Source organism: Streptomyces sp. NPDC027663, from assembly GCF_055566415.1.
The window spans coordinates 437,911-463,154 of sequence record NZ_JBVHSK010000002.1 but is presented as its reverse complement, the minus strand read 5'-3'; the positions used below and the strand labels follow the sequence as shown (position 1 = coordinate 463,154).

Below are 25,244 nucleotides of genomic sequence, written 5' to 3'. Positions count from 1 at the left end.
ATGTCACGGACGGTGCCGTGGGCCTCAGGGGTTTTCGGGGCGGAGCCCGTCCTCCATGACGTCCAGGGCCCGCTCCATGAGGTCCCGCAGCTCTTCCTCGAAACCGTTCTCCGCCCAGTACATGGAGACCTCCATCATGCCGCCGATGAGGGCCATCGCACTGACGCGCACCTCCAGGCTCTCCGGGTCGCGGCCCGTGCGCTCGGCGAGGGCCTGGCGGAGCAGGCGCCCGGTCTCCGTCATGCTCTCGAAGTGCCGGGAGCGGATGGCAGGGACCTGGAACCCGAGGTTCGCCCGCAGCCGGAGCACCTCGGGATTCTCCTGCTCGCTCAGTTCGAGGGCCTTGCGCATCACGTGCCGGAGGGACTCCATCCACGGCTCGCCCTCGGGACGTGACCGCAGCTCCTCCAGCATCAGCGGGTCGTACTCGTCCGTGAGGACGATGTCCTCCTTGGTCGGGAAGTAGCGGAACACGGTCGACGGCGACACCTCGGCCCGCTCGGCGATCTGCTCGATCGTCGTGGCGTCGTATCCCTGCTCCTTCACCAGTGCGTAGGTCGCGGCGCGGATCGCCTCACGGGTCTTGATCTTCTTCCGTTCCCGCAGCCCGAGTCGGGGGCCGTCGGCGGGGGTGTAGGGAGAACGTGCGGCCGTCATGCGGGTCATTGTCGGGCATCGCTCCCGGACGTGGCCATCCGCGCGGCGCCCCCCGGCCCGGCCGCCGCGGCGGACGTGCCCGGCGGGAACGCGGCGGCCGGCAGGGCCGAGACGAGGGCCACCAGCGTCTCGCCCGCGTGCGTGACAGTCACCATGAAATGAAAGCAACTTTGAAAATAATGAGACTGTCAATGCGGGGGGGGGGGGGATTCCGGGGGCGCGAAAACGGCCACGACTCGGGTGAGTCGTGGCCGGAAACGGGCGGTGGGAAGGGGTTATGCGTGCTGGTACGCCACCAGCGAGATGCCGACGTAGTGGACGACGAACGCGGCGAGGGTGAGGGAGTGGAAGACTTCGTGGAAGCCGAACCAGCGCGGTGACGGGTTCGGGCGCTTGATGCCGTAGACGACGCCGCCGGCGCTGTAGAGCAGGCCGCCGACGACGACCAGGACCAGGACGGCGATGCCGCCCTCGCGCAGGAAGTCGGGCAGGAAGAAGACGGCCGCCCAGCCCATCGCGATGTAGCAGGGCGTGTAGAGCCAGCGCGGGGCGCCGACCCAGAAGACGCGGAAGACGATGCCGGCCGCCGCGGCGGCCCAGATGCCCCACAGCAGCCATCGGCCCTTGCCGTCGGGCAGGAGCAGCAGGGTGAGCGGGGTGTAGGTGCCGGCGATGATCAGGAAGATGTTGGCGTGGTCCAGGCGGCGCAGGACACCGTCCATGCGGGGGCTCCAGTTGCCCCGGTGGTACAGCGCGCTGACGCCGAACAGGAGACAGGCTGTCAGGACGTAGACACCGCAGGCGACGCGGCCTCTGGTCGAGTCGGCGAGGGCGGTGAGCACGAGGCCCGCGATGAGTACGGCCGGGAACATGCCGAGGTGCAGCCAGCCGCGGAGCCTGGGCTTGACCGGATGCGGCAAGGAGAGCGCCACGGGACCGCGGCCGGCGGCCGGCGGGTCCATGGGCGCGTCGGGGACGGACGCAGTCATGCGCCGCATCGTACCGACGCTTCCGTAAGTCGCCCATCAATGCACGGTCATCCAACGGGGTGGAGCAAAAAGTCCTTCAGTTGAACCCAATGCGGACGCAAAGAATCACGTTAACCGTGGGATTCCTCACGTCGCTCACCTGTGATGCCCTCTGGACAGATGCGCACTAGAATCGGATGATCAAATGAGTGCGGTCGGCACCGGATGAGCGGCTACGAAGCGTCCGGGCCGCGGCCCCCACGGGGCGAACAAGACAAAAATCCCTCTTTTAGGAGCAATCGTGGCGCGCGACAACGCGGCTCCCACCGTCGTCCCCACCAACCACCAGGAACTGATCTCGTGGGTCAACGAGATCGCCGAACTGACGCAGCCGGACAGCGTGGTCTGGTGTGACGGCTCCGAGGCCGAGTACGAGCGGCTGTGCGCGGAACTGGTCGCCAAGGGAACGTTCAAGAAGCTCGACCCGATCAAGCGCCCGCACTCCTACTACGCCGCCTCCGACCCGACCGACGTCGCGCGCGTCGAGGACCGCACCTTCATCTGCTCCGAGAAGGAACAGGACGCGGGCCCGACCAACCACTGGAAGGCCCCCGCCGAGATGCGGGAGATCTTCTCCGGTGAGAAGGGCCTGTTCCGGGGCTCGATGCGGGGCCGCACGATGTACGTCGTCCCGTTCTGCATGGGCCCGCTCGGCTCCCCCCTGTCCGCGCTGGGCGTGGAGATCACCGACTCCGCCTACGTCGCCGTCTCCATGCGCACCATGACGCGCATGGGCCAGGCCGTCCTGGACGAGCTGGGCGAGGAGGGCTTCTTCGTCAAGGCCGTCCACACCCTCGGCGCCCCGCTGGAGCCGGGCCAGCAGGACGTGCCGTGGCCCTGCAACCAGACCAAGTACATCTCGCACTTCCCCGAGTCGCGTGAAATCTGGTCCTACGGCTCCGGCTACGGCGGCAACGCCCTGCTCGGCAAGAAGTGCTACGCGCTGCGCATCGCCTCCGTCATGGCGCGTGACGAGGGCTGGCTCGCCGAGCACATGCTGATCCTCAAGCTGACCCCGCCGCAGGGCGAGTCCAAGTACGTCGCCGCCGCCTTCCCGTCCGCCTGCGGCAAGACCAACCTCGCCATGCTGGAGCCCACGATCTCCGGCTGGACCGTGGAGACCATCGGCGACGACATCGCCTGGATGCGCTTCGGCGAGGACGGCCGCCTCTACGCGATCAACCCCGAGGCCGGCTTCTTCGGCGTCGCGCCCGGCACCGGTGAGCACACCAACGCCAACGCGATGAAGACCCTGTGGGGCAACGCGGTCTTCACCAACGTCGCGCTCACCGACGACGGCGACGTCTGGTGGGAGGGCATGACCGAGGAGTCCCCGGCCCACCTGACCGACTGGAAGGGCAACGACTGGACGCCGGCCTCCGACGTCCCGGCCGCCCACCCCAACGCCCGCTTCACCGTCCCCGCCTCGCAGTGCCCGATCATCGCGCCCGAGTGGGAGGACCCGAAGGGCGTGCCGATCTCGGCGATCCTGTTCGGCGGCCGGCGCGCCACCGCGGTGCCGCTGGTGACGGAGTCCTTCGACTGGAACCACGGCGTCTTCCTCGGCGCCAACGTCGCCTCCGAGAAGACCGCCGCGGCCGAGGGCAAGGTCGGCGAGCTGCGCCGCGACCCGTTCGCGATGCTGCCGTTCTGCGGCTACAACATGGGCGACTACATGGCCCACTGGGTCGACGTGGCCAAGGACAAGGACCAGTCCAAGCTGCCGAAGATCTACTACGTCAACTGGTTCCGCAAGAACGACGAGGGCAAGTTCGTCTGGCCGGGCTTCGGCGAGAACTCCCGTGTCCTGAAGTGGATCGTGGAGCGCCTGGACGGCAAGGCCGAGGGCGTCGAGACCCCGATCGGCGTCCTGCCGACGAAGGACGCCCTGGACACCGCGGGCCTGGAACTGTCCGACTCCGACCTGGACTTCCTGCTCAAGGTCGACACGGAGGTCTGGCGCGAGGAGGCCGCCCTGGTCCCCGAGCACCTCAACACCTTCGGTGACCACACTCCGAAGGAGCTGTGGGACCAGTACCGGGCGCTGGTCGAGCGCCTGGGCTGAGGCCCGCACCCGAAAGACTCCGCGGCCGGTCCGGATGTGCCCTGACCAGCGATCGTCACGACCGGCCGCGGTGACCACCTGCCGGGGCCCCGCACGAAGGCGTGCGGGGCCCCGTGTTCAGTTGCCGCGGTCCTCCAGATACCGCGTGTGCGACTCCTGCCTGCGCTGCTCGGCGTCCCGCAGGGCCGAGGCCAGCTGTCCGGCCTCTTCGTGGAGCAGTCCGAGCTGGCGTTCCAGGTGCCGCTCCGGCGGTTCGGTGCCCGGCGTCAGGCGCGTCCACCAGCGGGTGCGCACGAAGGCGTCCACGGCCTCGGGGATGTCCTGCCGTACCGCCCGGGAGACGGTGTGCACGCCCTCCGGGTCCTGGGCGAGCGCCTCGGCGACCCAGCCCGGTTCCAGCAGCGCGGTCAGCAGGCCGGTCAGCTCGGTGAGCCGGGCGGCGGCCGTCGGCGGCAGGTCGACGTCCGCGAGATAGGCGCCCAGTTTCCCGAGGTCGGCGCGGACCGCGTCCAGCTGGGCCGAGGGGCTCGGGAAGTCGGGCAGGGCGGGCCGCTCGGGCGGGGCGACCAGCGCGCCCGCGCCGTAGAGTCCGGCGACCACGACCGGCCAGTACGCTCCCGCGACCCCCGTGAACGTCAACGCCAGGCCCAGCAGCCCGCAGGCGCTGCCGGTGAGGCTCTTGCGGGACTCCAGGTAGCCGAGGACCTTACTGGTAGCCACGGATCTCCTCGAAGGCGCCGTCCAGCGAGCCCCGCTGGGCGTCGAAGAGCCGGCCGCCGGTCAGGTCGGCGATGTGCTGCAGCTCGGAGCGGGAGGAGTCGCCGAAGAGGATGGGGAAGACGGGGATCTCCCGCCGGCTGCCGCCGAGGGCGCGGTAGAAGCCGTCGAAGTCGCCCGCTTCGGCGCCGGCGGTGTTCTCGCCGTCGGTCATCAGCACGATCGAGGTGAAGGCGTCCGTGCCGGCGCCCAGGTGGTCGTACGCCTGCTCCAGCGAGGTGTAGATGGCGGTGCCGCCGTCGGCGCTGAGTGCGTCGGTGTCCCGGCGGATGGCGGCGAGGCCCGCCTTCGGGTCCTCGGGGTCCACCACGTGGGTGCGCACGCTCTTCACGGCCGAGCCGAACGGCATCAGGGTCACCTCCTCGCGGTCCCGGAAGTCGCCGGTGAGCCCGGACAGCGCCTTCCTCAGCGCGGCGATCCGGTCGCCCTCCATGGAGCCGGAGGTGTCGAGGACGTACACCGTCCGGGAGGGGCGGCGCAGCTCGTTCTCGTACGAGTCGAGCAGCTTGTCGGCGACCGAGCGGCTGCCGGGGAAGGGCAGTTCGCGGCGCCGGCTGGTGTCCAGGCCGGTCGCGGGCCGTACCGAGGGGACGACCGGGCGGCGGTGGGTGGTCTCGGTGATCAGCTTCTGCACGGCGTCGGTGCGCAGGTCGGCGGTCACCTTGCGGACGTCCTCGCGGGTGCGGGCGTCGGTGGCGGCGAGCGAGGAGAACGGGTAGTCGGCGGTGACGACGCCGTCGCGGGGCCGGATCACGGTGAGGCCCGGGATGTCCTTGAGGACCGACTCGTAGTTGAGCAGGGCGTCGACGGTGCCGCGCCGCTGGTAGGCGCCGGCCAGCCAGCCCGACGACCCGGAGGTCAGCTTCTGCCCCGTGAAGAACTCCTTCAGCCGGGGCGTCGCCTTCGCCACGTCGGCGTCGGTGAGCGCGGACTGGGCGCCGGAGAGCGCGGAGGCGACCGAGATCAGCGTGGCGAAGCCGGAGTTGGAGCGGGCCGGGTCGGTCATGCCGTAGGTCAGTCTGCCGTCCCGCACGGCCTGTCCGACCTGGGACCAGGTCACGGTCTCCGGCTTCCAGCCGAGGGCCCGGACGGTGGCCGGCTTCACGCCGATGGCGACCGGGCTGGACATGACGGGCGTCTCGGAGACGACCTTCTTCGCGGCCTCGGGCCGCAGCCGCAGGTAGTCGTCCGAGGACAGCCACAGCGCGTCGTACGCCCCGTCCGTCCTGCCCCGGGCGAGCAGGTCGACCGCGTCCAGGGTGCCCATGTAGGTGGGCCGGACGGTGATGCCGGTGTCCTTGTGGACACGGTCGAAGACGGCGGTCATGTCGCTGAGTTCGCTGGAGGCGAGAACGCGGAGGGTGCCGGGCTGCGGAGCGGACGGGTCGTCCTCGTGCTCCGGCTGCGCCGTGCAGGCGCTCAGCAGGGCGGCCGTCGCCGCGACCAGGGCGAGTACGGACCGTCGTCTCATCCGAGGCCGCCTTCCAGTGCGCCCTGGGCGCGGCTGCGCTCCAGGTGGGCGGAGGCGCTGTGCAGTTCGTCCGTGAGCGACCTGACCGTGTTCGCCATGACCTCGGTCGCCTGGACCTTGTAGCTGTCGATGGCGTCGAGGGTGCGGTAGATCTGCTGGAACGCCGAGCGCAGCGTCTCGGCGCCGACGGCCGGATCGGCGGCGATGCGCTGGATCTCGCCGCTCTGCGTGGCGAGCATCTCGGCGTTGCCCCGGATGAGGTCCTCCGTGGTCCCGCGCAGCGCGTTGACCTGCTCGACGACCTTCTTCTGGGTGTCCAGGGCGGAGGCCAGCATCACGGAGATGCGCAGGGCCGAGACGGTGGTCGTGGCCGCCCGGTCGACGCCCTTGATCAGTTCCTCGTTGTTGCGGCGTACGACGTCCATGGCGAGGTAGCCCTGGGCGCACACCGCGAGCTGGGTGAGCAGGTCCTGGTGCTTCTGCCGGACGGGGAAGAGCACGTCGGCGCGGAGGGTGTCGGCGTCCTGCGGGTCGCCGGCCCCGGTGATGTGCTCCTCCACGGCGGCGTCCAGGGCCTGGGTGAGGACGACGTACTCCTGGAGTTTGCCCATGGTCTCCCACAGCCGCACCCGCTCGGTCTGCAACGCGGCGTTGTCCCGGCGCAGTTCGTCCTGGCCGCCGCGCAGCGCGCCCACGATCCTGTTGAGCGTGCCCTGCGCGGAGGCGTACTTGGCGAGGTGGTCGCGGAGCCTGTTGCCGCCGGGCAGCCGGGACAGGAATTTCCGTCCCTTGCCCGCGGGCAGGTCCCTCGGGTCGAGGTCCTCCACCACCCTGCGCAGTTCCACGAGCGAGCCGGCGACCTTCGCCTGGGCCTGCCCGCCCTTGTCGGGCAGGCTGCGCACGGCCCGCTCCAGCATCCGGTTGGACTGGGCGGCGGCGGTACGCATCTCGCCCGCGCCGAGTCCGGTGATCTCGCCGACCTTGCCCGCGAACTCGGGCGAGCGGGCGTCGAGCGTGGCCAGCTGCCCGACGAAGGCGGCGGCCTTGCGTTCCATGTCGGTGCGCACCCCGTCCTCGACGGGCACCAGCCCGCCGGCCTTGTCCTTCGGTACGGGCAGGGCGACCTCGGGCGGCGTGAGCGTGAACTCGCTGTCATGGCCGGTCATGTGCTGGTCCCCCGTCATCCGCGGGCCCGGCGGGCCATCTCGTGCAGCACCCCGGAGGTGGGCACGGGCGCCTGCCGGACGCCGGTGAGCTTCTGGTTGAGGTAGGCGGCGCGGTCGCCGGTGGCCGCGACGAATTCGGCGGCGTCGCCCTGCGGCCGGAAGCCGTGCCGGACGGCGAGCTTGCGCAGGGTCGGGTCGGTGCCGAGCAGTTCGCCGAACGCCCGGCCGTCCGCGTCGAGCGGTACGACGGTGTGGTCGCTGTTGACGGTGGTGTCCGGGTACAGCACCACGAGGTCGTCCACCCCGTGCTGCTCCGCGAGCAGCGCGGCGACCTGCGACTCGTACACCAGCACCAGCGGGTTCCCGGCGCCGCTGACGAAGTCCCGGAACACCGCGTCCGAGCTGGACTGCTGGGCGCCCTGGACGCTGACCAGTTTGCGCAGCAGGGGAGCGGTGCGCTCCAGGCCGGCCCTGCCCGTGACGACCTTGCCGCCGTTGGCGACGTAGGAGGAGGCCGCGAGGTACAGGGCACCGGAGTTGGAGGTCTCGGGGTCGGTGCTGGCGATGTACAGCGCCCCGGTCAGCTCGCCGTACTTCGTGGCCCCCTTCAGCTGCTGCCAGGTCCGGTCCTGCCGGGCGGCGTCCAGGTAGGCGCGCATCTTCAGCGTGCCGCGGCTCTTGCCGTCCAGGGCCGCGAGTCCGCCCGCCGCGAGCACGCCGGCCGCGCTGCGGTGGGCCACGACGACGAGCGGCGAGTAGAAGGGCCGGGGCAGCGGCTCCTGCGCGTGGTACTTCTCGGCCAGCTGGTCGGCGGGCGCCTGGCTGGACGGGAAGGCGAAGTCGTACCCCTTGAGGTCCAGCCCCTCCATGGCCCAGGACCCGGAGGCCTCGGCCTTCACGGTGTAGCCCTTGGCGGCGAGGGCCTTCACCACATCGGGATCGGCGAAGAAGTCGGCCTTCTCCGATCCGATCACTCCACGCACGGTCTTCGTTGCCGTGCCCGTGTCCTCCGCTTGCCGGCCCGCGACGACGGCGGCCACCACGCCACCGAGCAACAGGACCGCGAGGACGATTCCTGCGATACGTCTCACGCGGGGGAGCGTGCTCGCGGAACCCAACATTCCCCGAGGTGGCCGGTGAACGGGGGGTGACATACCGGCCCCGGACCTGCAACGCGCCTCGAAGGGGGTGCGGGCCCGGGCCGATGTGCGGCTCCGCCGCGTGGGCGCGAGCAAGCACGGACACCCGGCAGCCGCGGGACGAGGAGGACACCTACGGCGAGACGCACGGTGGGCCGGAGCCGGCGCAGTGTGTGGCGCCCGGTCCGCGCGTCGCTGCGGTGCACGCGGACCGGGGCCGATCGGGGGACCCCGCAGGGGTCAGTGGGCGGTGCTGAGTTCCTTCGGCTCCGGCAACGCGGCGGCGTGCGCGTCCATCCGCTCGGCCGTGAGGATCGCCACCGCCGTGTCCGCGCGGGACGCGGCGACCACCAGCGCACGGCCGGCGAGCGTGTGGGCGCGCCGGTGCAGTGCGGCCGGGTCACCCGTCGCGGCCGCCGCCGCCCGCAGCGGCGTACGTCCTCCCCGCAGCCGGGCCACCTGCTCCGCAAGGCGCTGCGCGGCCGTGTCCAGGTCGGCGGACGGTGTCAGGGCGCGCAGCTCGTCGGTGGCCGCGAGCAGCGCGGCGAGATGCCCGGCGAGCTGGATGTCCAGCTCCTCCTCGCGCGACCGGTGAGGGTAGTCGGAGGGGGTGCCGGCCGTCGTGTGGACCGACTTGGCGCGGATCGGTTCGTACATGGGTGACGGCCTCCTGTGCTCTACAGGAAGCCATCTTAGCTTGGATTTCGTCTAAAGTTGAGCCGGGTCACGGATTGCGGTCCGCCGGTCTCCGTCCGCTACGGCTGGCTGTAGCCGTCCAGGAAGTTCCCGATCCTGGTCACCGCGTCCCGCAGATCACCGACCGACGGCAGGGTCACCACCCGGAAGTGATCCGGCTCGGGCCAGTTGAAGCCCGTGCCCTGCACCACCATGATCTTTTCCTGTCGCAGCAGGTCCAGCACCAGCTGCCGGTCGTCCCTGACCTTGAAGACCTGCGGGTCGAGCCGCGGGAAGAGGTACAGCGCACCCTTGGGCCGTACGCAGCTCACGCCCGGGATCTGGGTGAGCAGCTCGTAGGCGACGTCCAGCTGTTCCTTCAGCCGTCCGCCCGGCAGCACCAGGTCGTTGATCGACTGGCGTCCGCCGAGCGCGGCGACCACCCCGTGCTGGCCCGGCATGTTCGCGCACAGCCGCATGTTCGCGAGGATCGTCAGGCCCTCGAGGTAGGAGTCGGCGTGGGCGCGCGGGCCGGAGACGGACATCCAGCCGACGCGGTAACCGGCCACCCGGTACGCCTTCGACATGCCGTTGAAGGTGAGGGTCAGCAGATCGGGGGCGACCTTCGCGGTCGGGGTGTGCGTGGCGCCGTCGTAGAGGATCTTGTCGTAGATCTCGTCCGAGCAGACCAGCAGATTGTGCCGGCGCGCGATGTCCGTCAGGCCCCTGAGCACCGCCTCGTCGTAGACGGCGCCCGTCGGGTTGTTCGGGTTGATGATCACGATCGCCTTGGTGCGGTCGGTCACCTTGCGCTCGATGTCGGCGAGGTCGGGCATCCAGTCGGACTGCTCGTCGCAGCGGTAGTGGACGGCGGTGCCGCCCGAGAGGGAGACCGCCGCGGTCCACAGCGGGTAGTCCGGGGACGGTACGAGGACCTCGTCGCCGTCGTCCAGCAGGCCCTGCATCGCCATCACGATCAGCTCGGAGACGCCGTTGCCGATGAAGACGTGCTCGACGTCCGTCTCGATGCCGATGGTCTGGTTGTGCATGACGACCGCGCGGCGGGCGGCCAGCAGGCCCTTGGCGTCGCCGTAGCCGTGCGCGCTGGAGACGTTGCGGAGGATGTCCTCCAGGATCTCCGGCGGGCACTCGAAGCCGAACGCGGCCGGGTTGCCGGTGTTCAGCTTGAGGATGCGGTGACCGGCCGCCTCCAGCCGCATCGCCTCCTCGAGCACCGGGCCCCGGATCTCGTAACAGACGTTGGCGAGCTTGGTCGACTGGATCACCTGCATGTGCGTGAGCTTACGGCCCGGTCATGCCGCCCGGGTCGTGTTTTCCGCCACGTGAGACACGAAGGTTTGCCCGGATATCGCCTTCAGCTGTCTCAGGAGTCACTTGCGTCCCTAGAATCCGCTGGCATGTCCACGGAACGGGAGTACGAGGTGGGGGCGTTCGGCATGCACGGAGAGGGTGGCACGCCCGGGATCCGGCCGAACGTGTACCAGCCGCAGCCGGCTCCGGCCCCGGCCTACGAGGAGTACGCCGACCCGGCCACGGCACACGGCTGGCAGAACGCGTACGACGAGACGCGCGAGCTGCCTGCGCTGTCCGCGCTGTCCGAGGGGGCCCGGGCGGCGGAGGGGACCGCACCGACGGCTGCCGCCGTGCCGCGTGAGCCCGGCGCGGGCCGGGCGGAGCGGCGGCGGGCGGAGCGGCGCAGCGGCGGTCGCCGCCGGGTCGCGGTCGTCGCCGGAGCCCTGGGCGTGGCCGTGGCCGGGACCGTGGCGGCGCTCGCCGCACTGGGCGGCTCGGACTCCCCGGACGGGGCGCGTCCCGGAGACCGCGGAGGCGTCGCAGGAACCGGTTCGAGTCCGGCGAGCCCGAGCACGGACACCGCATCCCCGGCCACGGCGGACCCGGCCGCCGACGGTGGTTCCGGCGCGCCCTCCGGCCCGGCCGCGTCCCCGGCCGTCCGTGCCACCGAGAGCGGCGCGGGCGGCGCGGGCGGCGGCACGGGCGGCGGTCCGGCGGCCACGACCTCGGCGCCGGCCGCGTCGGAGTCCGGCGCCCCGACGCCGGCGCAGACGACCGCCGAGCCGACGGTGTCGCCGTCGGCCACCCCCGCCGGCAGGGGACACGGCCACGGTCGCGACAAGAACCGCCCGGGCTGAGCGCCGGCGCGAAGGAAATCCGCGGTACGGTCCCCGGCCGCCGAACCCGGGGGCGCCCGCCCCGAGTGCCGGCGCACAGCGAAACCGCGGCCGGGGTCACGCCCGCCGCGATCCGGTGCGCCCGCACCGAGTGCCGGCGCACCGGGGAACCCCAGCCGGGGTCACGCCCGCCGCGATCCGGTGCGCCCGCACCGAGTGCCGGCGCACAGGGAAACCCCTATGACCTGACTCGGCTTCTTGTCCCGGCCCCTCCAAGCGCTGAGAATGCGCATGACAACCGAGTGGGCGGCCGGAAGTTTTCCGGTCGCCCAAGTCGTAAGAGGGGACCCCCACATGAACAAGCCTCTCCTTGCCGCGCTCTCCTCCCTGGCGATAGCCGGGCTCGGCGCGGCCCCTGCGATCGCCGCACCGCACAGCGCCGCCCAGGCCTCCGCCCCGCACTCCGCCAAGGCGGTGACCGTCAACTTCGCCGGCACCGTCTCGCTCAGCAACTGCTCCGGATCCGTCATCCGCTTCCCCAGCTCCACGGACACCGACCCGGCGCTCGTGCTGACCAACGGCCACTGCCTGGAGACCGGCATGCCGGACGCCGGTGAGGTCATCACCGGCCAGTCGTCCAGCCGTTCCTTCGGCCTGCTGAACGCCTCCGGCACCAGGATCGGGACCCTCCGCGCCAACCAGGTCGTCTACTCGACCATGACGGACACGGACGTCACGATCTACCGCACCACCACCACGTACGCGGCGATCAAGAACTCGTACGGCATCAGCCCGCTCACCGTGCAGGACACGCACCCCACCGCCGGCACCGCCATCAAGGTGGTCTCCGGCTACTGGAAGCGCATCTACAGCTGCAACGTCGACGGCTTCGTGTACCGGCTGAAGGAGGGCGACTGGACCTTCAAGGACTCGGTCCGCTACACCTCCGCCTGCAACACCATCGGCGGCACCTCGGGCTCCCCGGTCATCGACACCGCCACCGGCAAGGTCGTCGCCGTGAACAACACCGGCAACGAGGACGGCGAGCGGTGCACGGTGAACAACCCGTGCGAGGTCGACGCGAACGGCAACGTCACCGTCCGACAGGGCATCAACTACGCCCAGGAGACCTACAACATCCCGGCCTGCTTCACCACCGGCAACAAGCTCAACCTGAGCGCCGCCGGCTGCACCCTGCCCAAGCCGTAACCACCGGCGGCGGGCGGTCACACGGGGGTACGCCGGACCGCCCGCCCCGCCAGGACGTCCGTCCGCTTCCCGTCCTCGACGACGAACCGGCCGTCGATCAGCACGTGCGGGATGCCGGCCGGCAGAGCACGTGGCTCGGCGAAGGTGGCGCCGGGCGCGACCGTGTCCGGGTCGAACAGGACCAGGTCGGCCCGGTACCCCTCACGCACCAGACCGCGGTCCGGCAGACGCAGCCGGGCCGCGGGCCGCCCGGTGAGGTGGGCGACGCACTCCTCCAGCGTCAGCAGGCCCGACTCCCGCACGTAGTGGCCGAGATAGCGCGGAAAGGTGCCGTACGCGCGCGGGTGCGGCTTGGCGCCCTGCAGGATGCCGTCGGAACCGCCGGTGTGCGTGCGGTGCCGCATGATCGTGCGGACGTTCTCCTCGTGGCCGACGTGGTGCAGGATCGTCGTGCCCAGCCGGTCACGCACCAGGAGATGACGGGCCGTCGTCCACGCCGGCTCGCCCCGCTGCTCCGCAGCCTCCCGGACCGTACGGCCCACGAGGTCGCCGAGGGCCGGGTCGCTCACGCCGGAGATCTCGACCGTCTCCCAGTCCACCGGCACGCCGTGGTGGCCGTCCGAGCCGGTGACCTCCAGGTCGTGCCGGATGCGTTCGGCCGTCGCCGGGTCGGTGAGCCGGGCCAGGACCTCCTCCGGGCCGCCCGCGCTCGCCCAGCTCGGCAGCAGCGCGGCGAGGGTGGTGCAGCCCGGGGTGTAGGGATAGGTGTCCAGGGTGATGTCCGCGCCCGCGTCCAGGGCCCGGTCGAGCAGGGCCAGCAGCTCCGGCGCCCGGCCCTCGTTCACGCCGAAGTTCATCGTCGCGTGCGCGAGGTGCAGCGGGCAGCCCGCCTCCCGGGCCACGGCGGCCATCGCGGCGTAGGCCTCCAGGGCGCCGGCGCCGTAGGAGCGGTGGTGGGGGCAGTAGTAGCCGCCGTACGACGCCACCACCCGGCACAGCTCGGTCAGTTCGGCGTCCGGGGCGTACATGCCCGGCGTGTACGTGAGCCCCGAGGACAGTCCGACCGCGCCCTGCTGCAGCCCCTCGGCCACCAGTCGCCGCATCCGGTCCAGCTCCGCGGGCGTCGCCTCGCGGTCCTCCCAGCCGACGGCGAGCGCCCGGACCGTGCCCTGCGGGACGAGGTAGGCCGCGTTCACGGCGATCCCGCGGCCGTCGATCCCGCGGTCGAGCCGGTCCAGGTACTCGCCGACCGACCGCCAGTCGAAGTCGATGTCGTCGCCGTATCCGTTCCAGCCGGTGATCGCCCGGCGCACCCCCTCCAGCGTGCGGTCGTCCACCGGCGCGTACGACAGCCCGTCCTGCCCGAGGACTTCGAGCGTGACCCCCTGGGCGGCCTTCGCGCTGTGGTCGGGGTCGCGCAGCAGGGCAAGGTCGGAGTGGGCGTGCATGTCGATGAAGCCGGGGGACAGGACCAGGCCCTCGGCGTCCAGCTCGCGCACGGCACGCGGCCGCTGGCAGCCCGCCGCGGCGGCCTCCTTGACGATCGAGACGATCCGGCCGCCGTCGATCACGACGTCGGCCCGGTACGACGGCTCCCCGCTGCCGTCGACGACGTCCGCGTCCCGGACGACGAGCTGCTCCACGCGGGCCTCCTAGAAGAACGTGCGGATGTAGTCGACGACCGTCCCGTCGGCCTCGGCCACCGGGATCAGCTGCCACTTGTCGAAGGACGTGCACGGGTGGGAGAGGCCGAAGCCGATCCAGTCCCCGACCTCCACGTGCGCTCCGGGCTCGGTGCGCAGCCACAGGTGCTGGTCGGACAGGGCGGTCACCTCGATGCCGGTGGCGGGGTGCTCGGTGCCGTTGCGGCGTACCACGTGCGCCACCGGGTGGTCGAGGTCGTAGGCGGCATCGCGCTTGCCCGCGTTGACGAACGCCTCCGCCGGGGACGGCCGGGACACCACCTGGGCCCACAGCCGGAACGCGGGCTCCAGCGCGCCCTCCTCGGGCACCCGGTTGAACGGGGTCAGCCTGCGGTAGTGCACGTCGTCGTGCGAGACGTAGGCGCCGGAGCGGAGCAACTTCAGGACCGGGGCGGAGAGTTCGGGTACCTCGGCGAAGACGTCGGCCACCGCGTCGAACCACTCGCTGCCGCCGGCGCTCACCACGATCTCCTGGGTGTCCGCGAACCGCCCCGCCTTGTCGAACTCCGCGGCGAGCGCGACCAGCCGCTCCAGCCAGCCGCGCACCAGCGCCGGGGTGGCGCCCGGTACCTGGGCCTCGTACCCGGCCACGCCGACGAGCCGCAGCGTCGGCGTGCCCGCCACGGCACCGGCGACGGCCAGGGCGTCCGCCTGCGTGCGTACACCGGTCCGGGCCCCCTCGCCCGCGCCCAGCTCCACGACCACGTCCACCGGGCGGGCGGCACCGCGCAGGGCCGCGTCCATCAGCTCGACCCCGCGCACGGAGTCGACGTAGCAGATGAAGCGGAACTCGGGATCGGCGGCCAGCTCACCGGCGATCCAGCGCAGGGCGGGGGCGTCCACCAGCTCGTTGGCGAGGAAGACCCGCCGGATGCCGAACGCCCGGGCGACCCGCACCTGGTGCGGCACCGCCAGCGTGATCCCCCAGGCGCCGTGCTCGATCTGGCGGTGGAAGAGCTGCGGGGCCATCGAGGTCTTGCCGTGCGGGGCGAAGGCCAGGCCGTGCCGGGAGGTGTACGTCTCCATCAGCGCGAGGTTGTGCTCCAGGCGCTCGGCGGACAGGGCGAGGACGGGGGTGGTGAAGCCGTCGCCCTCCTGGAAGAGGTTGCGGCGCTGGGCGGCCAGTTCGCGGACGGTGAGGCCGTCGGCGTCCGGCGGGAGGCCCTTGAAGCGGTGGTCGACACGTTCCCCGGCCAGGCCGGCGAGACGTTCCGCGGCCAAGCGGGCCTGCGCTTCGGTGCTCATGGAGCCCCTCTCTACGCCGTTGCGATATGTGCAACGGTCATTGCATCCAGTGCTTACTGGTGTCTAGCATCTCGCCGAACACCGGGTCAACGGAGTCGTCGCCCCGGATATCGACAGGAGTCATCATCGACGACGCTGCTTACGTCTCGGCCGTTGCGCGCCCAGGGAAACTCGTGGACATGGCGACGCTCGGCGAGTCCATGGTCACGTTCCTTCCCACCGTCCCCGGACGCCTCGCCGACGTCCCCTCCTTCCACCGCGCCATCGGCGGCGCCGAGTCCAACGTGGCCTGCATGCTGGCCGCCCTCGGCCACACCGCGCGCTGGATCAGCCGGGTCGGCACGGACGGCTTCGGCGACCATCTGGTGGAGCGGATCGCCGGGTACGGCGTCGACGTGTCGTCCGTCCACCGCGACCCCGACCGCTCGACCGGCGTGTACTTCCGCACGGCCGAGGACCGGGCCACGGGCGCGCACGAGGTGGCGTACTACCGCGCGGGCTCGGCGGCCTCGGCGATGAGCACGCGGAACGTGGACCTCGCGGCGGCACGGACGGCCCGTGTCCTGCACCTGTCCGGCATCACGGCGGCACTCTCGGCGGACTGCCTGGACCTCCTGCACGCACTGACGGCACCCGGCCCCGGCCGCCCCCTGCTCTCCTTCGACGTGAACCACCGCCCCGGACTGTGGCGGACCCCCGAGGCCCCGCTGCTCCTGCTGGACCTCGCCCGCAGCGCGGACCTGGTCTTCGTGGGCGAGGACGAGGCGGAGGAGGCCTGGGGCGTCGCGGGCGGCCCGCACGCCATCCGTGCGGCTCTCCCGGAACCGGCGGTGCTGGTGGTCAAGCAGGGAGCGCGGGGGGCGACGGCGTTCGCGAGGCAGGCAGCACCGGGCACCTTCCAACCGGCCCTCACCGTCGACGTCGTGGCAACCGTCGGCGCCGGAGACGCCTTCGCCGCCGGGTTCCTCTCCGCCACCCTCCGCGGCCTGCCCCTGAGGACCCGCCTGCGGTACGGCCACCTCCTGGCCGCTGCCACCCTCACCGACCCCGGCGACCTCACCGCACCCCCCGCCCGCAGCCACGCCGACCGCCTCGCCGCCCTGGACGACGACGCATGGGGGAGACTTCGACTCGGCCCCGGCTGGACCCGAGCCGAGCAGGCCCAGGAGGAGGCAATCACCCCATGAGTCAGACCGTCGACCGCGCCCTGAGCATCCTGCCGCTGCTCGCCGAGGGCCCCGCCGACCTCGGCCAGGTCGCCGACCGCCTCGGCGTCCACAAGTCCACGGCCCTCCGCCTGCTGCGCACCCTGCACGAACACGGCCTGGTCTACCGCCAGTCCGACCAGCGCTACCGGCTCGGCGCCCGCCTCTTCGCCCTCGCCCAGGAGGCGATGGAGAACCTGGACATCCGCGAGATCGCCCACCCCCACCTCGTACGGCTCAACGAGAGCTGCGGCCACACCGTCCACCTCGCCGTGTACGAGGAGAACGAGGTGCTCTACATCGACAAGGTCGAGAGCCGCTACCCGGTCCGCATGTACTCCCGGATCGGCAAGCCGGTGGCCATCACGGTCGCCGCCGTGGCCAAACTCCTCCTCGCCGACCTGCCCGGACCCGAGCGCCGCACCCTCGCCGAGCAGCTCGACTACCCCGCGTACACGCCCCGTTCGACCCCGAACGCCGAGGCCTTCCTCAAGGAACTGGCCGCGGTGCGCGAACAGGGCTGGGCCACCGACCTCGGTGGCCACGAGGAGTCCATCAACTGCGTCGCGGCCCCCGTCCGCGGCGCCGACGGCCGGGTGGTCGCCGCGATGTCGGTCTCCGCGCCGAACGTGGTCGTCACCGCCGAGGAACTCCTCACCCTGCTCCCGCTGGTGCGCCGTACGGCGGACGCCATCAGCGGCGAGTACTCCGGAAGAACGCCGGTGAAGGGCAGCCCCGCATGACCGGAACGCCGGTGCAGGGCACTCTCGCACGACCGGAACACCAGTGAAGGGCACCCCCGCATGACCGAGAAGACCGCGCTCACCCCGAAGACCCACACCACCCCGCCCGCGAAGTTCTCGCACGGCGTGAAGAAGGGCAACATCCTCCAGGTCGCCGGCCAGGTCGGCTTCCTGCCCGCCGAGGAGGGCAAGCCCCCGACGCCCGCCGGCCCCACCTTGCGCGAGCAGACCCTCCAGACCCTCGCCAACGTCAAGGCGATCCTGGAGGAAGGCGGCGCCGGCTGGGACGACGTGATGATGATCCGCGTCTACCTCACCGACGTGGACCACTTCGCCGAGATGAACGAGATCTACAACGCCTACTTCGAGGAGCAGGGCCTCACCCAGCCGCCCGCCGCCCGCACGACGGTCTACGTCGGTCTGCCGGCTGGCCTCCTCATCGAGATCGACGCGCTCGCCGTACTCGGCTGACGCCACCGCGACTCCCGTACGTCCCGCACGGCACGGCACCCCTCCGGGCGCCGTGCCGCGATCCCCCCTGCCCGAAAGCACGATGCACTTACCCCGAGGACCCCCTCCATGCCCTTCCCGCTCGCCGCGACCACCCCCGCCCCGCCACCCCGCACCGGCGGCCTGCTCCTCCTCCTCGACGGCACCCCCGGACTCCTCACGGTCGCCGCCCTCGGCATCGCCCTCCTGCTCTTCCTGATCATCAAGGTCAGGCTGCAGCCGTTCGTCGCCCTGCTCGCCGTCTCCATAACCGTCGGCCTGCTGGCCGGCCTCTCGGTCACCGAACTCTTCGGCACGGTCCAGCGCTCCGACGCCGTCTCCACCATCGAGTCCGGCATGGGCGGCATCCTCGGCCATGTCGCGATCATCATCGGACTCGGCACCATGCTCGGCGCGATCCTCGAAGTCAGCGGCGGGGCGGAGGTGCTGGCCTCCCGCCTGCTGGGCCTCTTCGGCGAGCGCCGCGCCCCGCTCGCCATGGGCCTGACCGGCCTGGTCTTCGGCATCCCGGTCTTCTTCGACGTCGGCATCTTCGTCCTGGCCCCGATCGTCTACGCGGCGGCCAATCGCGGCGGAAAATCGATCCTCCTCTACTGCCTGCCGCTCCTCGCGGGCCTGTCCATGACCCACGCCTTCCTGCCGCCGCACCCCGGCCCGGTCGCCGCCGCCGGACTGCTGCACGTCCAGCTCGGCTGGGTCATCCTCATGGGCGTCGTCTGCGGCATCCCGGCCGTCCTGGCCGCCTGGGCGTTCTCCGCCCGGGCCGGAAAGCGGATCTTCGTCGCCGTACCGCAGGACATGGCCGAGGCGGCCCAGGAGGCGAAGCGGGCCGTGGTGGCGGAGCAGCGCGCGCAGGGCGTGGAGCCGCCCGAGCACCCGGTGCCGCTCGTCACGGTCCTCACCATCATCGGTACGCCGCTGGTGCTGATCCTGGCCGCGACCTTCTCCTCCATCGCCCTGGACCCCTCCCCGGGCCGCTCGGTCCTGGAGTTCTTCGGCAACCCCTTCGTCGCCCTCACCCTCGCCCTGTTCCTCGCCTACTACCTGCTCGGCATCCGCCGCGGCTGGTCCCGCAGGTCCCTGGAGACGGTCTCGACCGCCTCCCTCAAGCCGGTGGGCAACATCCTGCTGGTGGTCGGCGCGGGCGGGATCTTCGGTGCCGTGCTGAAGGCCGGCGGCGTCGCCCAGGCCCTGTCGGACACCTTCCACGACGTGGGCCTGCCGGTGATCGTGCTGGCGTACCTGATCTCGCTGGTACTGCGGGTGGCCCAGGGCTCGGCCACGGTGGCGATCGTGACGACGGCCGGCATCGTGGCACCGCTGCTCGCCGAGGGCGACCACTCCCAGGCCTTCGTCGCCCTCGTCATCATGGCCATCTCGGCGGGCTCCATCTTCGCCTCCCACGTCAACGACGGCGGCTTCTGGATGGTGGCCAAGTACTTCGGCATCAGCGAACGCGACACGCTGCGGACCTGGACGGTCCTGGAATCGGTGCTGTCGGTGGCGGGGTTCGCCGTGGCCGGTGTGGTCAGCGTGTTCGTGAGCTGACTGGTTCCGGCACAGGGAAGTCGTCCATACTGCCGCCGTGGAGCAGCGCATAGGATCGAGCAGCAAGCCGTCCAAGGCCGAGCCGTTGAAGGCCGACCCCGTGACGGGCGCCGGTTTCGACCCGGCCTTCATCCCCGGAATCACGGTTCCGGCACCGGCGGCGCCGGTGACGAAGGAGCGGGAGCCCGAGGAGGCGCCAGAGCCGACGGCAGCGGAGACGACTGCCGCGGACTCGGCGGCCGGGGACCCGCAGCCCGAGGACGCGGCACCGGCCGCCGCTGAGCCGACGGCCGCTGAGCCGGCGGCCGACGACGCCGAAGAACCCGTCGACGGCCCGGTCTTCGAGGCGTCCGACCGCCGCGCACGCATAGTGGCCGACCACAAGGGCGTCCGCCTCCGCCTGGACGAGGAGGCCTGCGAGTTCCGCTGGGACGAGATCGCCGCGGTCGAGACCGAGGCGCCCCGCTTCGGCAAGCGGTACACGATCACCGTGCACACCCCCGACCGCCGCTGGTTCCCGATCGAGATCGAGGCGGCGGCCAGGGCGCGCTTCAAGGAGTGGGACGAGCAGCTCGACGCGGTGCTCGACGCCTACTTCGAGGAAGCCGAAGAGGCACAAGAGGCTGAAACGGCCGAGAAGGCGTAGCCGCTAACTGCAGTACTGGTCGGCCTTGCCGATCGACCGGTACATGCAGTCCGCGTTCTCCAGCAGCTGCAGGACAGCGTCCTTGTTCCGGGAGGTCTCCCGCTCGATGACTTCGTCGGGCGGGTAGAACCCTCCGTTCCAACTGGACGTCGGATACATCTCGAAGGTGTAGTCGAAGATCTTGTGCACACCCCAGAGGTAGTCGTCGATGGACCCGTCGGTGATGTACAGGTCACTGGCCTGCTCCGGCGTGTACCCGTTGCTGGCGGCCATCTTCTGCCCGACGGCCTTGAACGCGGCGGCGTCATCGGCCGTCATCCCGGTCGCCGTGTCGTTGTACGTCCACCCGAACGGCCACAGCACCAGCTCGCTGTAGGTGTGGAAGTCGATGCCCGCCTTGATCTGCTGCCTGCCGCCGACGACCCGGCCGCGCACGAAGTCGGAGACGACCTTCACCTCGGGCGCGGACTCGGGGGAGGCGCCACGGTACGTCTCGGACGACTTGCTGCCCGAGGACCCGCCGCAGCAGCCCCACTTGTAGTCCCAGTTCCGGTTGAGGTCCGTACCGACGTACGAGGATCCGGAGTTGGGCTGCCGGTTCTTCCGCCACGACCGGTACGACCCGCTGGCGATGTCGTACTCCCCACCGTCCGGGTTCAGATCCGGGACGATCCATATCTCCCGGCTGTTGACGATGTTCGTGATCCGGGAGTCGGACCCGTACCCGGCGCCGAGTTCGCGTAGCAGGTAGAGGGCCATCTCCACGGTCAGATGCTCACGCGCATGCTGATGAGCGGTGAACAGGACCTCGGGCTCGCCCTCGTCGGTACCGACGTTGTCACTGACCTTGACGGCGACGATGTCCCGCCCCTGGTACGACTTCCCGATCACCCGCTTGCTCATGATGCCCGGGTAGGCCGCGAGCCGCTGGTCGATCTCGGCGTTCATCTCGGCGTAGTTGTGGTACTTCGCGTCGGAGCTGGGGAAGTCGTAGAGCCGAGCCCCGGACCGCTGCGGAGCGGCCCCCAACGGCTGTACGTCATAGCCGAGTCGCCGCAGCTTGCGGATCTGCTCCGCCCGCCCGGACACGACGACGGTCTCCTCGTCCGCCTCGTCGACGGTGACGCCGGCCGCCTGAATGGCCGTACGGGTCACGGGAGTGGTGCTCCGGTGGATCTCGTACTGCCGGATGTCGTCACCGGAGGGCGTGGGCTTGCGGACGCTGTCGGCGCTGGCATGTGTGGTGGTGGCCGCGACGGGGGCGGCGAGGGCGAGGGCCAGCAGCGCGCCGAGGGCGGCGGTACGTCTGTTGCCGCGCGCGCCGGAGCCGCGGATGCGAAGTCGCATGAACGCTCCTTGTGGGTGGAGGTGGGGGTGTTCCAGTGCGACGTGCGGGTGCGGACACACCGGGGCCTTCGGTGGGGGCTCCCTGTGGGTCCGCTGTGCGGGTTGGCGCTCATGGTGAGACCTTGGCATGATCAGGTCAACCCTTGGCCGGGTCGATGGCGTGAACCGTTCGATGCCCGGGCAGCGCGGACCGGCGGGGCCCGCGCCCACGGGCCGGGCCGGGCGCGCCGCGGTGCCAAGGGCGAGGGACGCACGACAGCGCGCCGTTCCGAGGCGGAACGGCGCGCTGAGGGGAAATCAGAACTGCGGTACGGCGAGGTCGATGCGCACCGGCAGGTACCTACCAGTGGCTACCAGCGTCCGGGTGCTTGCCGGTGCCGGCTGCTGTTTGCCTTGCTTGCGGTACTCGGACGGGTGCGGGTGCGGGTGCGGGTCAGTGGTGACGGCCGTGCCATCCGCCGTCGCGGTGGTCGCGGTGCCATCCGCCGTCGCGGTGACCGCGGCGCTCGTAGCCCCAGGACGTGGAGTCGACGAACCAGCCGTGGTCGTTGCGCAGGGTCGCGGTGTCGTGGTCGCGGTCCCACACGGACTGGCGGCGGTCCTGGTAGAGGTCGCTCTCGTTGTCCCGGCCGAATCCGGTGTGGACGCGGACGGTTGCGTAGCCCCCGAGCCGGTAGTGCCGGAAGGTGTAGGTGTGGCCGTCCTCGTCCGACAGCGTCCAGCCGTCGAGGTTCACGGCCCGGCGGCCCTCGTTGGTGACCTCCACCCATTCCCTGTTCAAGGGGCGGACGGAGTGGTCGCGGCGGTCCGAGGACGGATGCTGCACGTCGCTGATGACCACCTGCGAGCGGTACGAGCGGTGCGAGCGGTCGTGGTCGTGGTCGGCGGCCGAGGCCGGCATTGCCACCGCGCCCACGACGGCGGCCGCGGTCACGGCGGCGGCGGCGACACGGCGAGCGGTGACCGAAACGGAAACGGACACGAAGTCCCCCTTCGCAAGGGTGGTGCGCACTCCGCGGCGGCCCAGGGTGAGTGCCGCGGAGTGCGGTGTACGGACGGCGGCCGGTCGGCCGCACGTCCACACCTTGCAGCCGGCTGCGGGGGTGATCGGGGAAGCGCGGGCGCTGTTACGATTCGCGCATATATCCGTGACTCTCGCCTGTAATGTCCATTTATGCGGCGAACGCACCCCTTCCGGGCCTGTCCGATCCGCCCGGCACCGCGAGCGGCCTCGGGTCACACCCGAAAGTGAGTAACAGTCACCGCCCTGCCACTGCGCCGCCCCGGCCTTTCAGGCCCTCGACAAAGCGGACGAAGGCACCGGCCGGAAAGGTGAGGGTGGCTCGGGCGGGGGCCTTCGAGTCGCGGACGGCTATGCGGGTGCCGAGGTGGGCGACTTCGACGCAGTCGTTGCCCTCACCTCCGCCGGAGAAGGACGACTTCTTCCACGAGGTGGGGGTGGTCATGCCGGTCCTCACAGCTCCTTCGCCAGGCGGTGGACGAGGTCGCGCGACTGTTCGGGCGACAGCGCCTCTCGCCTCACCTTACGGAAGAGCTTTCGAAAGTGCTCCAGTTGTGCTTCGGAGTCGATGAAGGCCGTGCCGTGAGGAGCGTCGCGCACGACGGTATCCAGCCGAGGAACGGGTCCGCCCAGGTGCACCATGGTGCTTCCGGCCCCTGCGAAGTCGTTCAGCGCGAAGGGGATGACCTGCACGGTGACGTGGCCGGCCTCGGACGCCTCCAGGATGCTGTTGAGCTGAGCGCGGGAAGCGGCTCGCCCCGCCACCCGGATGCGCAGCGCCGCCTCGTGGATCACGGTCTCGTACGGGGTGGGGTCGGGGCCGTCGATGACGACCTTGCGCCGCATCCGGTGTCCCACTCGGAGGTCCACCTCGTTGTCCGGGAACTCCGGGTTCATGTAGGCGAAGAGGGCGCGGGCGTAATCCTCCGTTTGCAAAAGCCCCGGCACGTGGATGACCGCCACGTCCTTGCGGAACCTCGCGTGATGGTCCAGCTCGGCGAGATCCTGGTAAGCGGCAGGGAGGGAGTCCCGGTACTCCTCCCACCACCCGCGCGTACGATCCGTCGCCATGGCCACAAGGGCGTCGATCAAGCCGGGGTCTGCACAGGTGTAGTTGGCGGCGAGCCTGCGCACGCGCTGCTCACTCACTCCTGCGATTCCGGATTCGATCTGACTCATCTGTACGGAGTTCGTCCCGAGCAGGGCTGCCGCCTCGGTCGCCTTGAGCCCGGCGGCCTCGCGCAGTCTCCGCAGTTCCGTTCCCAGGCGAACTTGGCGTGCAGTGGGATTCCGTCGTGCCGGCACGGCGTCCTCTTTCCTCAACGGCGCTGGTGGGACAGCTCGTTCGGGGCAAGGTTATGCGATCCGCTTGCTGCGAATGAAATTTATGCCCTACTTTCAGTGACGCAGCACACACGCAACGGAAGTGCACCGCGCCGTCCTGCCATGCCGGCCGCGGCAATGCCACCGTGCGCAAGATCCCACCTCACCGACCGGAGTCGATGCCGCATGCCCGAAAACGAGACCTGGGACTACACCCTCTACATCCCGAACGACCTCAGAGCCGTGACCGTCTGCCGTCGCACCCTGCGGCTGATCCTGACGATGCACGGACTGATCGGACTCGTGGACACGGCCGAACTGCTCGCCGCGGAGCTGGTGTCGAACGCGGTGCGGCACACCAAGGGCCCGGCGGCGTTGCGGGTGCGCAGGTCGGTGGAGGGGGTGGTGTGGATCGGGGCGTGGGACACGGACCCGGGGCCGCCCCCGCCGCCACGGCCGTTGGACCAGGTGGCGGACGCTGAGGACGGGCGGGGCCTGGGGCTGGTCGTGACGTGCGCGGACTACTGGGGGTGGCAGCCGTCGGCCCGGTTCGGGGACCGGGGCAAGTACGTGTGGTGCGAACTCTCGGCGGCCTAGCTCGTTGATCACGTCGTACGAAAGGGGAACTGATGGTCGGCTCGTCGCACGAAGCGCTGCACCGGATCTTCCAGAAGGATCCGGCGCTGCTGACGAGGGCGTTACAACGGGTACTGCACGTGCCGTTCCCGGAGCCCACGGAGATCGCCGCGCTGAACGTGGACCTCACCGAGATCGAACCGGTCGAGCGCCGGGTGGATACGCTGCTGCGGGCGGAGACGGACGAGGGCACGTACCTCCTCGTGGTCGAGTCGCAGGGAAAGGCGGACGAGCGGAAGCGGGGCAGCTGGCCCTACTACCTGTCGTACCTGTACGAGAAGTACCGCTGTGAGCCGGTGCTCATCGTCATCACGCAGAGCAGTGCCACGGCGAAGTGGGCGGCACGGCCGATCCGGCTCGGGTTCCCGCGAATGGCATTCGCTGACGGTGCGTCCGCTGGTGATCGGCCCGGACAACGTGCCGGTCATCGCAGATGTGCGCCAGGCCGAGCGGGACGTACCTCTTGCAGTGCTCTCGGCGATGACACACGGGCGTGGCCCGCAGGCTCCGGCCATACTGGAATCCCTGGCAGCCGCCCTGCGGACCATCGACCCCGACAACGCCGCGGTCTTCGTGCAGTTCGTCGACTCCTGCCTGGCCGACCCCCAGGCGAAGCAGATGTGGAGGGACCTGATGACGGCAATCCAGTACTTCTGGCGCCACCCGCTCGCCGAACAGGTACGCGAGGAGGGAAGGGAGGAGGGTCTCGAGGAAGGCGTGGAGCAGGGGCGCATTCAAGATCGTCAGGAAATGACCCTCCGCATCCTCGAGTGGCGCGGCATCACGGTCACCGACGCCGCCCGCGAGCGAGTCGAGGCCTGCACCGACCTCGACCAGTTGGAGTCGTGGGCCCAGAAGGCCGTCCATGCCACGGACGTCGCGGAGCTGTTCACCGAAGAGTGAGACTTTCCGGTGGCCGCCCTCCAAGAAGGGCGGTCACCGGAACGGAATGTTGAGCCAGGGGCCGCCAGGATCGGACA

Annotated in this window: 24 protein-coding genes and 1 pseudogene; 10 read left to right on the top strand and 15 right to left on the bottom strand. The window is 70.9% G+C overall.

Annotated elements, in window-relative coordinates:
- Positions 1-24: 24 nt before the first annotated feature.
- The 3 genes from ACZ4SF_RS06955 to trhA all read right to left on the bottom strand — a co-directional run bounded on the left by ACZ4SF_RS06955 (position 25) and on the right by trhA (position 1,646).
- Complete coding sequence (locus ACZ4SF_RS06955; protein WP_468379288.1) at positions 25-657, bottom strand: TetR/AcrR family transcriptional regulator; 633 nt, start codon at positions 655-657, stop codon at positions 25-27.
- Between the two features lie 5 nt (positions 658-662).
- A complete protein-coding gene (locus ACZ4SF_RS06950) occupies positions 663-812 on the bottom strand; it encodes a hypothetical protein (RefSeq protein ID WP_468379285.1) in 150 nt (49 codons plus the stop codon).
- Positions 813-932: 120 nt separating this feature from the next.
- Positions 933-1,646: a PAQR family membrane homeostasis protein TrhA gene (trhA, locus tag ACZ4SF_RS06945; protein WP_468379281.1), complete on the bottom strand. Its 714-nt coding sequence runs from the start codon at positions 1,644-1,646 to the stop codon at positions 933-935.
- A 280-nt stretch (positions 1,647-1,926) separates the two neighbouring features.
- Between trhA and ACZ4SF_RS06940 the strand changes: the two genes are divergently transcribed.
- Positions 1,927-3,750: a phosphoenolpyruvate carboxykinase (GTP) gene (locus ACZ4SF_RS06940; RefSeq protein WP_468379278.1), complete on the top strand. Its 1,824-nt coding sequence runs from the start codon at positions 1,927-1,929 to the stop codon at positions 3,748-3,750.
- Between the two features lie 117 nt (positions 3,751-3,867).
- Here the strand turns inward: ACZ4SF_RS06940 and ACZ4SF_RS06935 are convergent, their stop codons facing one another.
- From ACZ4SF_RS06935 to ACZ4SF_RS06910, 6 genes are all read right to left on the bottom strand, one after another.
- Entirely contained in the window at positions 3,868-4,470 is a 603-nt protein-coding gene (locus tag ACZ4SF_RS06935) for a hypothetical protein (protein ID WP_468379275.1), read from the bottom strand.
- The gene (locus ACZ4SF_RS06930; RefSeq protein WP_468379272.1) at positions 4,457-5,998 is read right to left on the bottom strand and encodes a vWA domain-containing protein; all 1,542 of its coding nucleotides are present in this window, start codon (positions 5,996-5,998) and stop codon (positions 4,457-4,459) included. Before ACZ4SF_RS06930 ends, ACZ4SF_RS06935 begins: the two co-directional genes overlap by 14 nt.
- The gene (locus ACZ4SF_RS06925; protein WP_468379270.1) at positions 5,995-7,164 is read right to left on the bottom strand and encodes a toxic anion resistance protein; all 1,170 of its coding nucleotides are present in this window, start codon (positions 7,162-7,164) and stop codon (positions 5,995-5,997) included. The genes ACZ4SF_RS06930 and ACZ4SF_RS06925 overlap by 4 nt, the downstream gene beginning before the upstream one ends.
- Before the next feature lie 14 nt (positions 7,165-7,178).
- On the bottom strand, positions 7,179-8,255 hold the full coding sequence (locus ACZ4SF_RS06920; RefSeq protein WP_468379267.1) for a substrate-binding domain-containing protein: 1,077 nt from the start codon (positions 8,253-8,255) through the stop codon (positions 7,179-7,181).
- A 288-nt stretch (positions 8,256-8,543) separates the two neighbouring features.
- The gene (locus ACZ4SF_RS06915) at positions 8,544-8,960 is read right to left on the bottom strand and encodes an SCO4983 family protein (RefSeq protein ID WP_468379265.1); all 417 of its coding nucleotides are present in this window, start codon (positions 8,958-8,960) and stop codon (positions 8,544-8,546) included.
- 98 nt (positions 8,961-9,058) lie between these two features.
- The gene (locus ACZ4SF_RS06910) at positions 9,059-10,270 is read right to left on the bottom strand and encodes a pyridoxal phosphate-dependent aminotransferase (protein WP_468379262.1); all 1,212 of its coding nucleotides are present in this window, start codon (positions 10,268-10,270) and stop codon (positions 9,059-9,061) included.
- A gap of 126 nt (positions 10,271-10,396) precedes the next feature.
- Here ACZ4SF_RS06910 and ACZ4SF_RS06905 point away from each other — a divergent pair, with 126 nt between their 5' ends.
- Positions 10,397-11,149: a hypothetical protein gene (locus ACZ4SF_RS06905; protein WP_468379260.1), complete on the top strand. Its 753-nt coding sequence runs from the start codon at positions 10,397-10,399 to the stop codon at positions 11,147-11,149.
- A 333-nt stretch (positions 11,150-11,482) separates the two neighbouring features.
- A complete protein-coding gene (locus ACZ4SF_RS06900; protein WP_468379258.1) occupies positions 11,483-12,337 on the top strand; it encodes a S1 family peptidase in 855 nt (284 codons plus the stop codon).
- Between the two features lie 17 nt (positions 12,338-12,354).
- On the opposite strand, the gene ACZ4SF_RS06895 is transcribed toward ACZ4SF_RS06900, so the two are convergent.
- Both ACZ4SF_RS06895 and ACZ4SF_RS06890 read right to left on the bottom strand, forming a co-directional pair.
- Positions 12,355-13,980 carry an N-acyl-D-amino-acid deacylase family protein gene (locus ACZ4SF_RS06895; protein ID WP_468379255.1) on the bottom strand — a complete coding sequence of 542 codons (1,626 nt, stop codon included), beginning with the start codon at positions 13,978-13,980 and terminating at the stop codon, positions 12,355-12,357.
- Between the two features lie 9 nt (positions 13,981-13,989).
- Positions 13,990-15,285, bottom strand: a complete 1,296-nt coding sequence (locus ACZ4SF_RS06890) for an alanine racemase (RefSeq protein WP_468379253.1) — start codon at positions 15,283-15,285, stop codon at positions 13,990-13,992.
- A 179-nt stretch (positions 15,286-15,464) separates the two neighbouring features.
- On the opposite strand from ACZ4SF_RS06890, the gene ACZ4SF_RS06885 reads away from it, so the two are divergent.
- From ACZ4SF_RS06885 to ACZ4SF_RS06865, 5 genes are all read left to right on the top strand, one after another.
- Positions 15,465-16,472 carry a sugar kinase gene (locus tag ACZ4SF_RS06885; RefSeq protein ID WP_468379250.1) on the top strand — a complete coding sequence of 336 codons (1,008 nt, stop codon included), beginning with the start codon at positions 15,465-15,467 and terminating at the stop codon, positions 16,470-16,472.
- Positions 16,469-17,233, top strand: a complete 765-nt coding sequence (locus ACZ4SF_RS06880) for an IclR family transcriptional regulator (protein ID WP_468379247.1) — start codon at positions 16,469-16,471, stop codon at positions 17,231-17,233. Before ACZ4SF_RS06885 ends, ACZ4SF_RS06880 begins: the two co-directional genes overlap by 4 nt.
- Before the next feature lie 60 nt (positions 17,234-17,293).
- The gene (locus ACZ4SF_RS06875; RefSeq protein ID WP_468379244.1) at positions 17,294-17,704 is read left to right on the top strand and encodes a RidA family protein; all 411 of its coding nucleotides are present in this window, start codon (positions 17,294-17,296) and stop codon (positions 17,702-17,704) included.
- Positions 17,705-17,812: 108 nt separating this feature from the next.
- Positions 17,813-19,291, top strand: a complete 1,479-nt coding sequence (locus ACZ4SF_RS06870; protein ID WP_468379241.1) for a GntP family permease — start codon at positions 17,813-17,815, stop codon at positions 19,289-19,291.
- 37 nt (positions 19,292-19,328) lie between these two features.
- Positions 19,329-19,937 (top strand): hypothetical protein, encoded by a 609-nt coding sequence (locus tag ACZ4SF_RS06865; protein ID WP_468379238.1) that lies wholly within the window; start codon positions 19,329-19,331, stop codon positions 19,935-19,937.
- Between the two features lie 3 nt (positions 19,938-19,940).
- Here the strand turns inward: ACZ4SF_RS06865 and ACZ4SF_RS06860 are convergent, their stop codons facing one another.
- The 4 genes from ACZ4SF_RS06860 to ACZ4SF_RS06845 all read right to left on the bottom strand — a co-directional run bounded on the left by ACZ4SF_RS06860 (position 19,941) and on the right by ACZ4SF_RS06845 (position 23,610).
- Positions 19,941-21,284 (bottom strand): M14 family metallopeptidase, encoded by a 1,344-nt coding sequence (locus tag ACZ4SF_RS06860; protein WP_468379235.1) that lies wholly within the window; start codon positions 21,282-21,284, stop codon positions 19,941-19,943.
- Positions 21,285-21,717: 433 nt separating this feature from the next.
- On the bottom strand, positions 21,718-22,266 hold the full coding sequence (locus ACZ4SF_RS06855; RefSeq protein ID WP_468379232.1) for a lamin tail domain-containing protein: 549 nt from the start codon (positions 22,264-22,266) through the stop codon (positions 21,718-21,720).
- 277 nt (positions 22,267-22,543) lie between these two features.
- A complete protein-coding gene (locus ACZ4SF_RS06850; RefSeq protein ID WP_468379229.1) occupies positions 22,544-22,750 on the bottom strand; it encodes a DUF397 domain-containing protein in 207 nt (68 codons plus the stop codon).
- Positions 22,751-22,758: 8 nt separating this feature from the next.
- Positions 22,759-23,610 carry a helix-turn-helix domain-containing protein gene (locus tag ACZ4SF_RS06845; RefSeq protein WP_468379226.1) on the bottom strand — a complete coding sequence of 284 codons (852 nt, stop codon included), beginning with the start codon at positions 23,608-23,610 and terminating at the stop codon, positions 22,759-22,761.
- 204 nt (positions 23,611-23,814) lie between these two features.
- On the opposite strand from ACZ4SF_RS06845, the gene ACZ4SF_RS06840 reads away from it, so the two are divergent.
- Both ACZ4SF_RS06840 and ACZ4SF_RS06835 read left to right on the top strand, forming a co-directional pair.
- The gene (locus tag ACZ4SF_RS06840; RefSeq protein ID WP_468379223.1) at positions 23,815-24,225 is read left to right on the top strand and encodes an ATP-binding protein; all 411 of its coding nucleotides are present in this window, start codon (positions 23,815-23,817) and stop codon (positions 24,223-24,225) included.
- Between the two features lie 32 nt (positions 24,226-24,257).
- Positions 24,258-25,167, top strand: a pseudogene (locus ACZ4SF_RS06835) (hypothetical protein).
- Positions 25,168-25,244 lie beyond the last annotated feature (77 nt).

Excerpts from the sequence above, each read along its gene's own strand:
- trhA (WP_468379281.1), bottom strand. The coding sequence starts at position 1,646 with ATGACTGCGTCCGTCCCCGACGCGCCCATGGACCCGCCGGCCGCCGGC.
- ACZ4SF_RS06875 (WP_468379244.1), top strand. The coding sequence starts at position 17,294 with ATGACCGAGAAGACCGCGCTCACCCCGAAGACCCACACCACCCCGCCC.
- ACZ4SF_RS06840 (WP_468379223.1), top strand. The coding sequence starts at position 23,815 with ATGCCCGAAAACGAGACCTGGGACTACACCCTCTACATCCCGAACGAC.
- ACZ4SF_RS06860 (WP_468379235.1), bottom strand. The coding sequence starts at position 21,284 with ATGCGACTTCGCATCCGCGGCTCCGGCGCGCGCGGCAACAGACGTACC.
- ACZ4SF_RS06930 (WP_468379272.1), bottom strand. The coding sequence starts at position 5,998 with ATGAGACGACGGTCCGTACTCGCCCTGGTCGCGGCGACGGCCGCCCTG.
- ACZ4SF_RS06880 (WP_468379247.1), top strand. The coding sequence starts at position 16,469 with ATGAGTCAGACCGTCGACCGCGCCCTGAGCATCCTGCCGCTGCTCGCC.
- ACZ4SF_RS06885 (WP_468379250.1), top strand. The coding sequence starts at position 15,465 with ATGGCGACGCTCGGCGAGTCCATGGTCACGTTCCTTCCCACCGTCCCC.
- ACZ4SF_RS06950 (WP_468379285.1), bottom strand. The coding sequence starts at position 812 with ATGGTGACTGTCACGCACGCGGGCGAGACGCTGGTGGCCCTCGTCTCG.
- ACZ4SF_RS06910 (WP_468379262.1), bottom strand. The coding sequence starts at position 10,270 with ATGCAGGTGATCCAGTCGACCAAGCTCGCCAACGTCTGTTACGAGATC.
- ACZ4SF_RS06925 (WP_468379270.1), bottom strand. The coding sequence starts at position 7,164 with ATGACCGGCCATGACAGCGAGTTCACGCTCACGCCGCCCGAGGTCGCC.
- ACZ4SF_RS06850 (WP_468379229.1), bottom strand. The coding sequence starts at position 22,750 with ATGACCACCCCCACCTCGTGGAAGAAGTCGTCCTTCTCCGGCGGAGGT.
- ACZ4SF_RS06915 (WP_468379265.1), bottom strand. The coding sequence starts at position 8,960 with ATGTACGAACCGATCCGCGCCAAGTCGGTCCACACGACGGCCGGCACC.
- ACZ4SF_RS06870 (WP_468379241.1), top strand. The coding sequence starts at position 17,813 with ATGCCCTTCCCGCTCGCCGCGACCACCCCCGCCCCGCCACCCCGCACC.
- ACZ4SF_RS06900 (WP_468379258.1), top strand. The coding sequence starts at position 11,483 with ATGAACAAGCCTCTCCTTGCCGCGCTCTCCTCCCTGGCGATAGCCGGG.
- ACZ4SF_RS06905 (WP_468379260.1), top strand. The coding sequence starts at position 10,397 with ATGTCCACGGAACGGGAGTACGAGGTGGGGGCGTTCGGCATGCACGGA.
- ACZ4SF_RS06955 (WP_468379288.1), bottom strand. The coding sequence starts at position 657 with ATGACGGCCGCACGTTCTCCCTACACCCCCGCCGACGGCCCCCGACTC.
- ACZ4SF_RS06890 (WP_468379253.1), bottom strand. The coding sequence starts at position 15,285 with ATGAGCACCGAAGCGCAGGCCCGCTTGGCCGCGGAACGTCTCGCCGGC.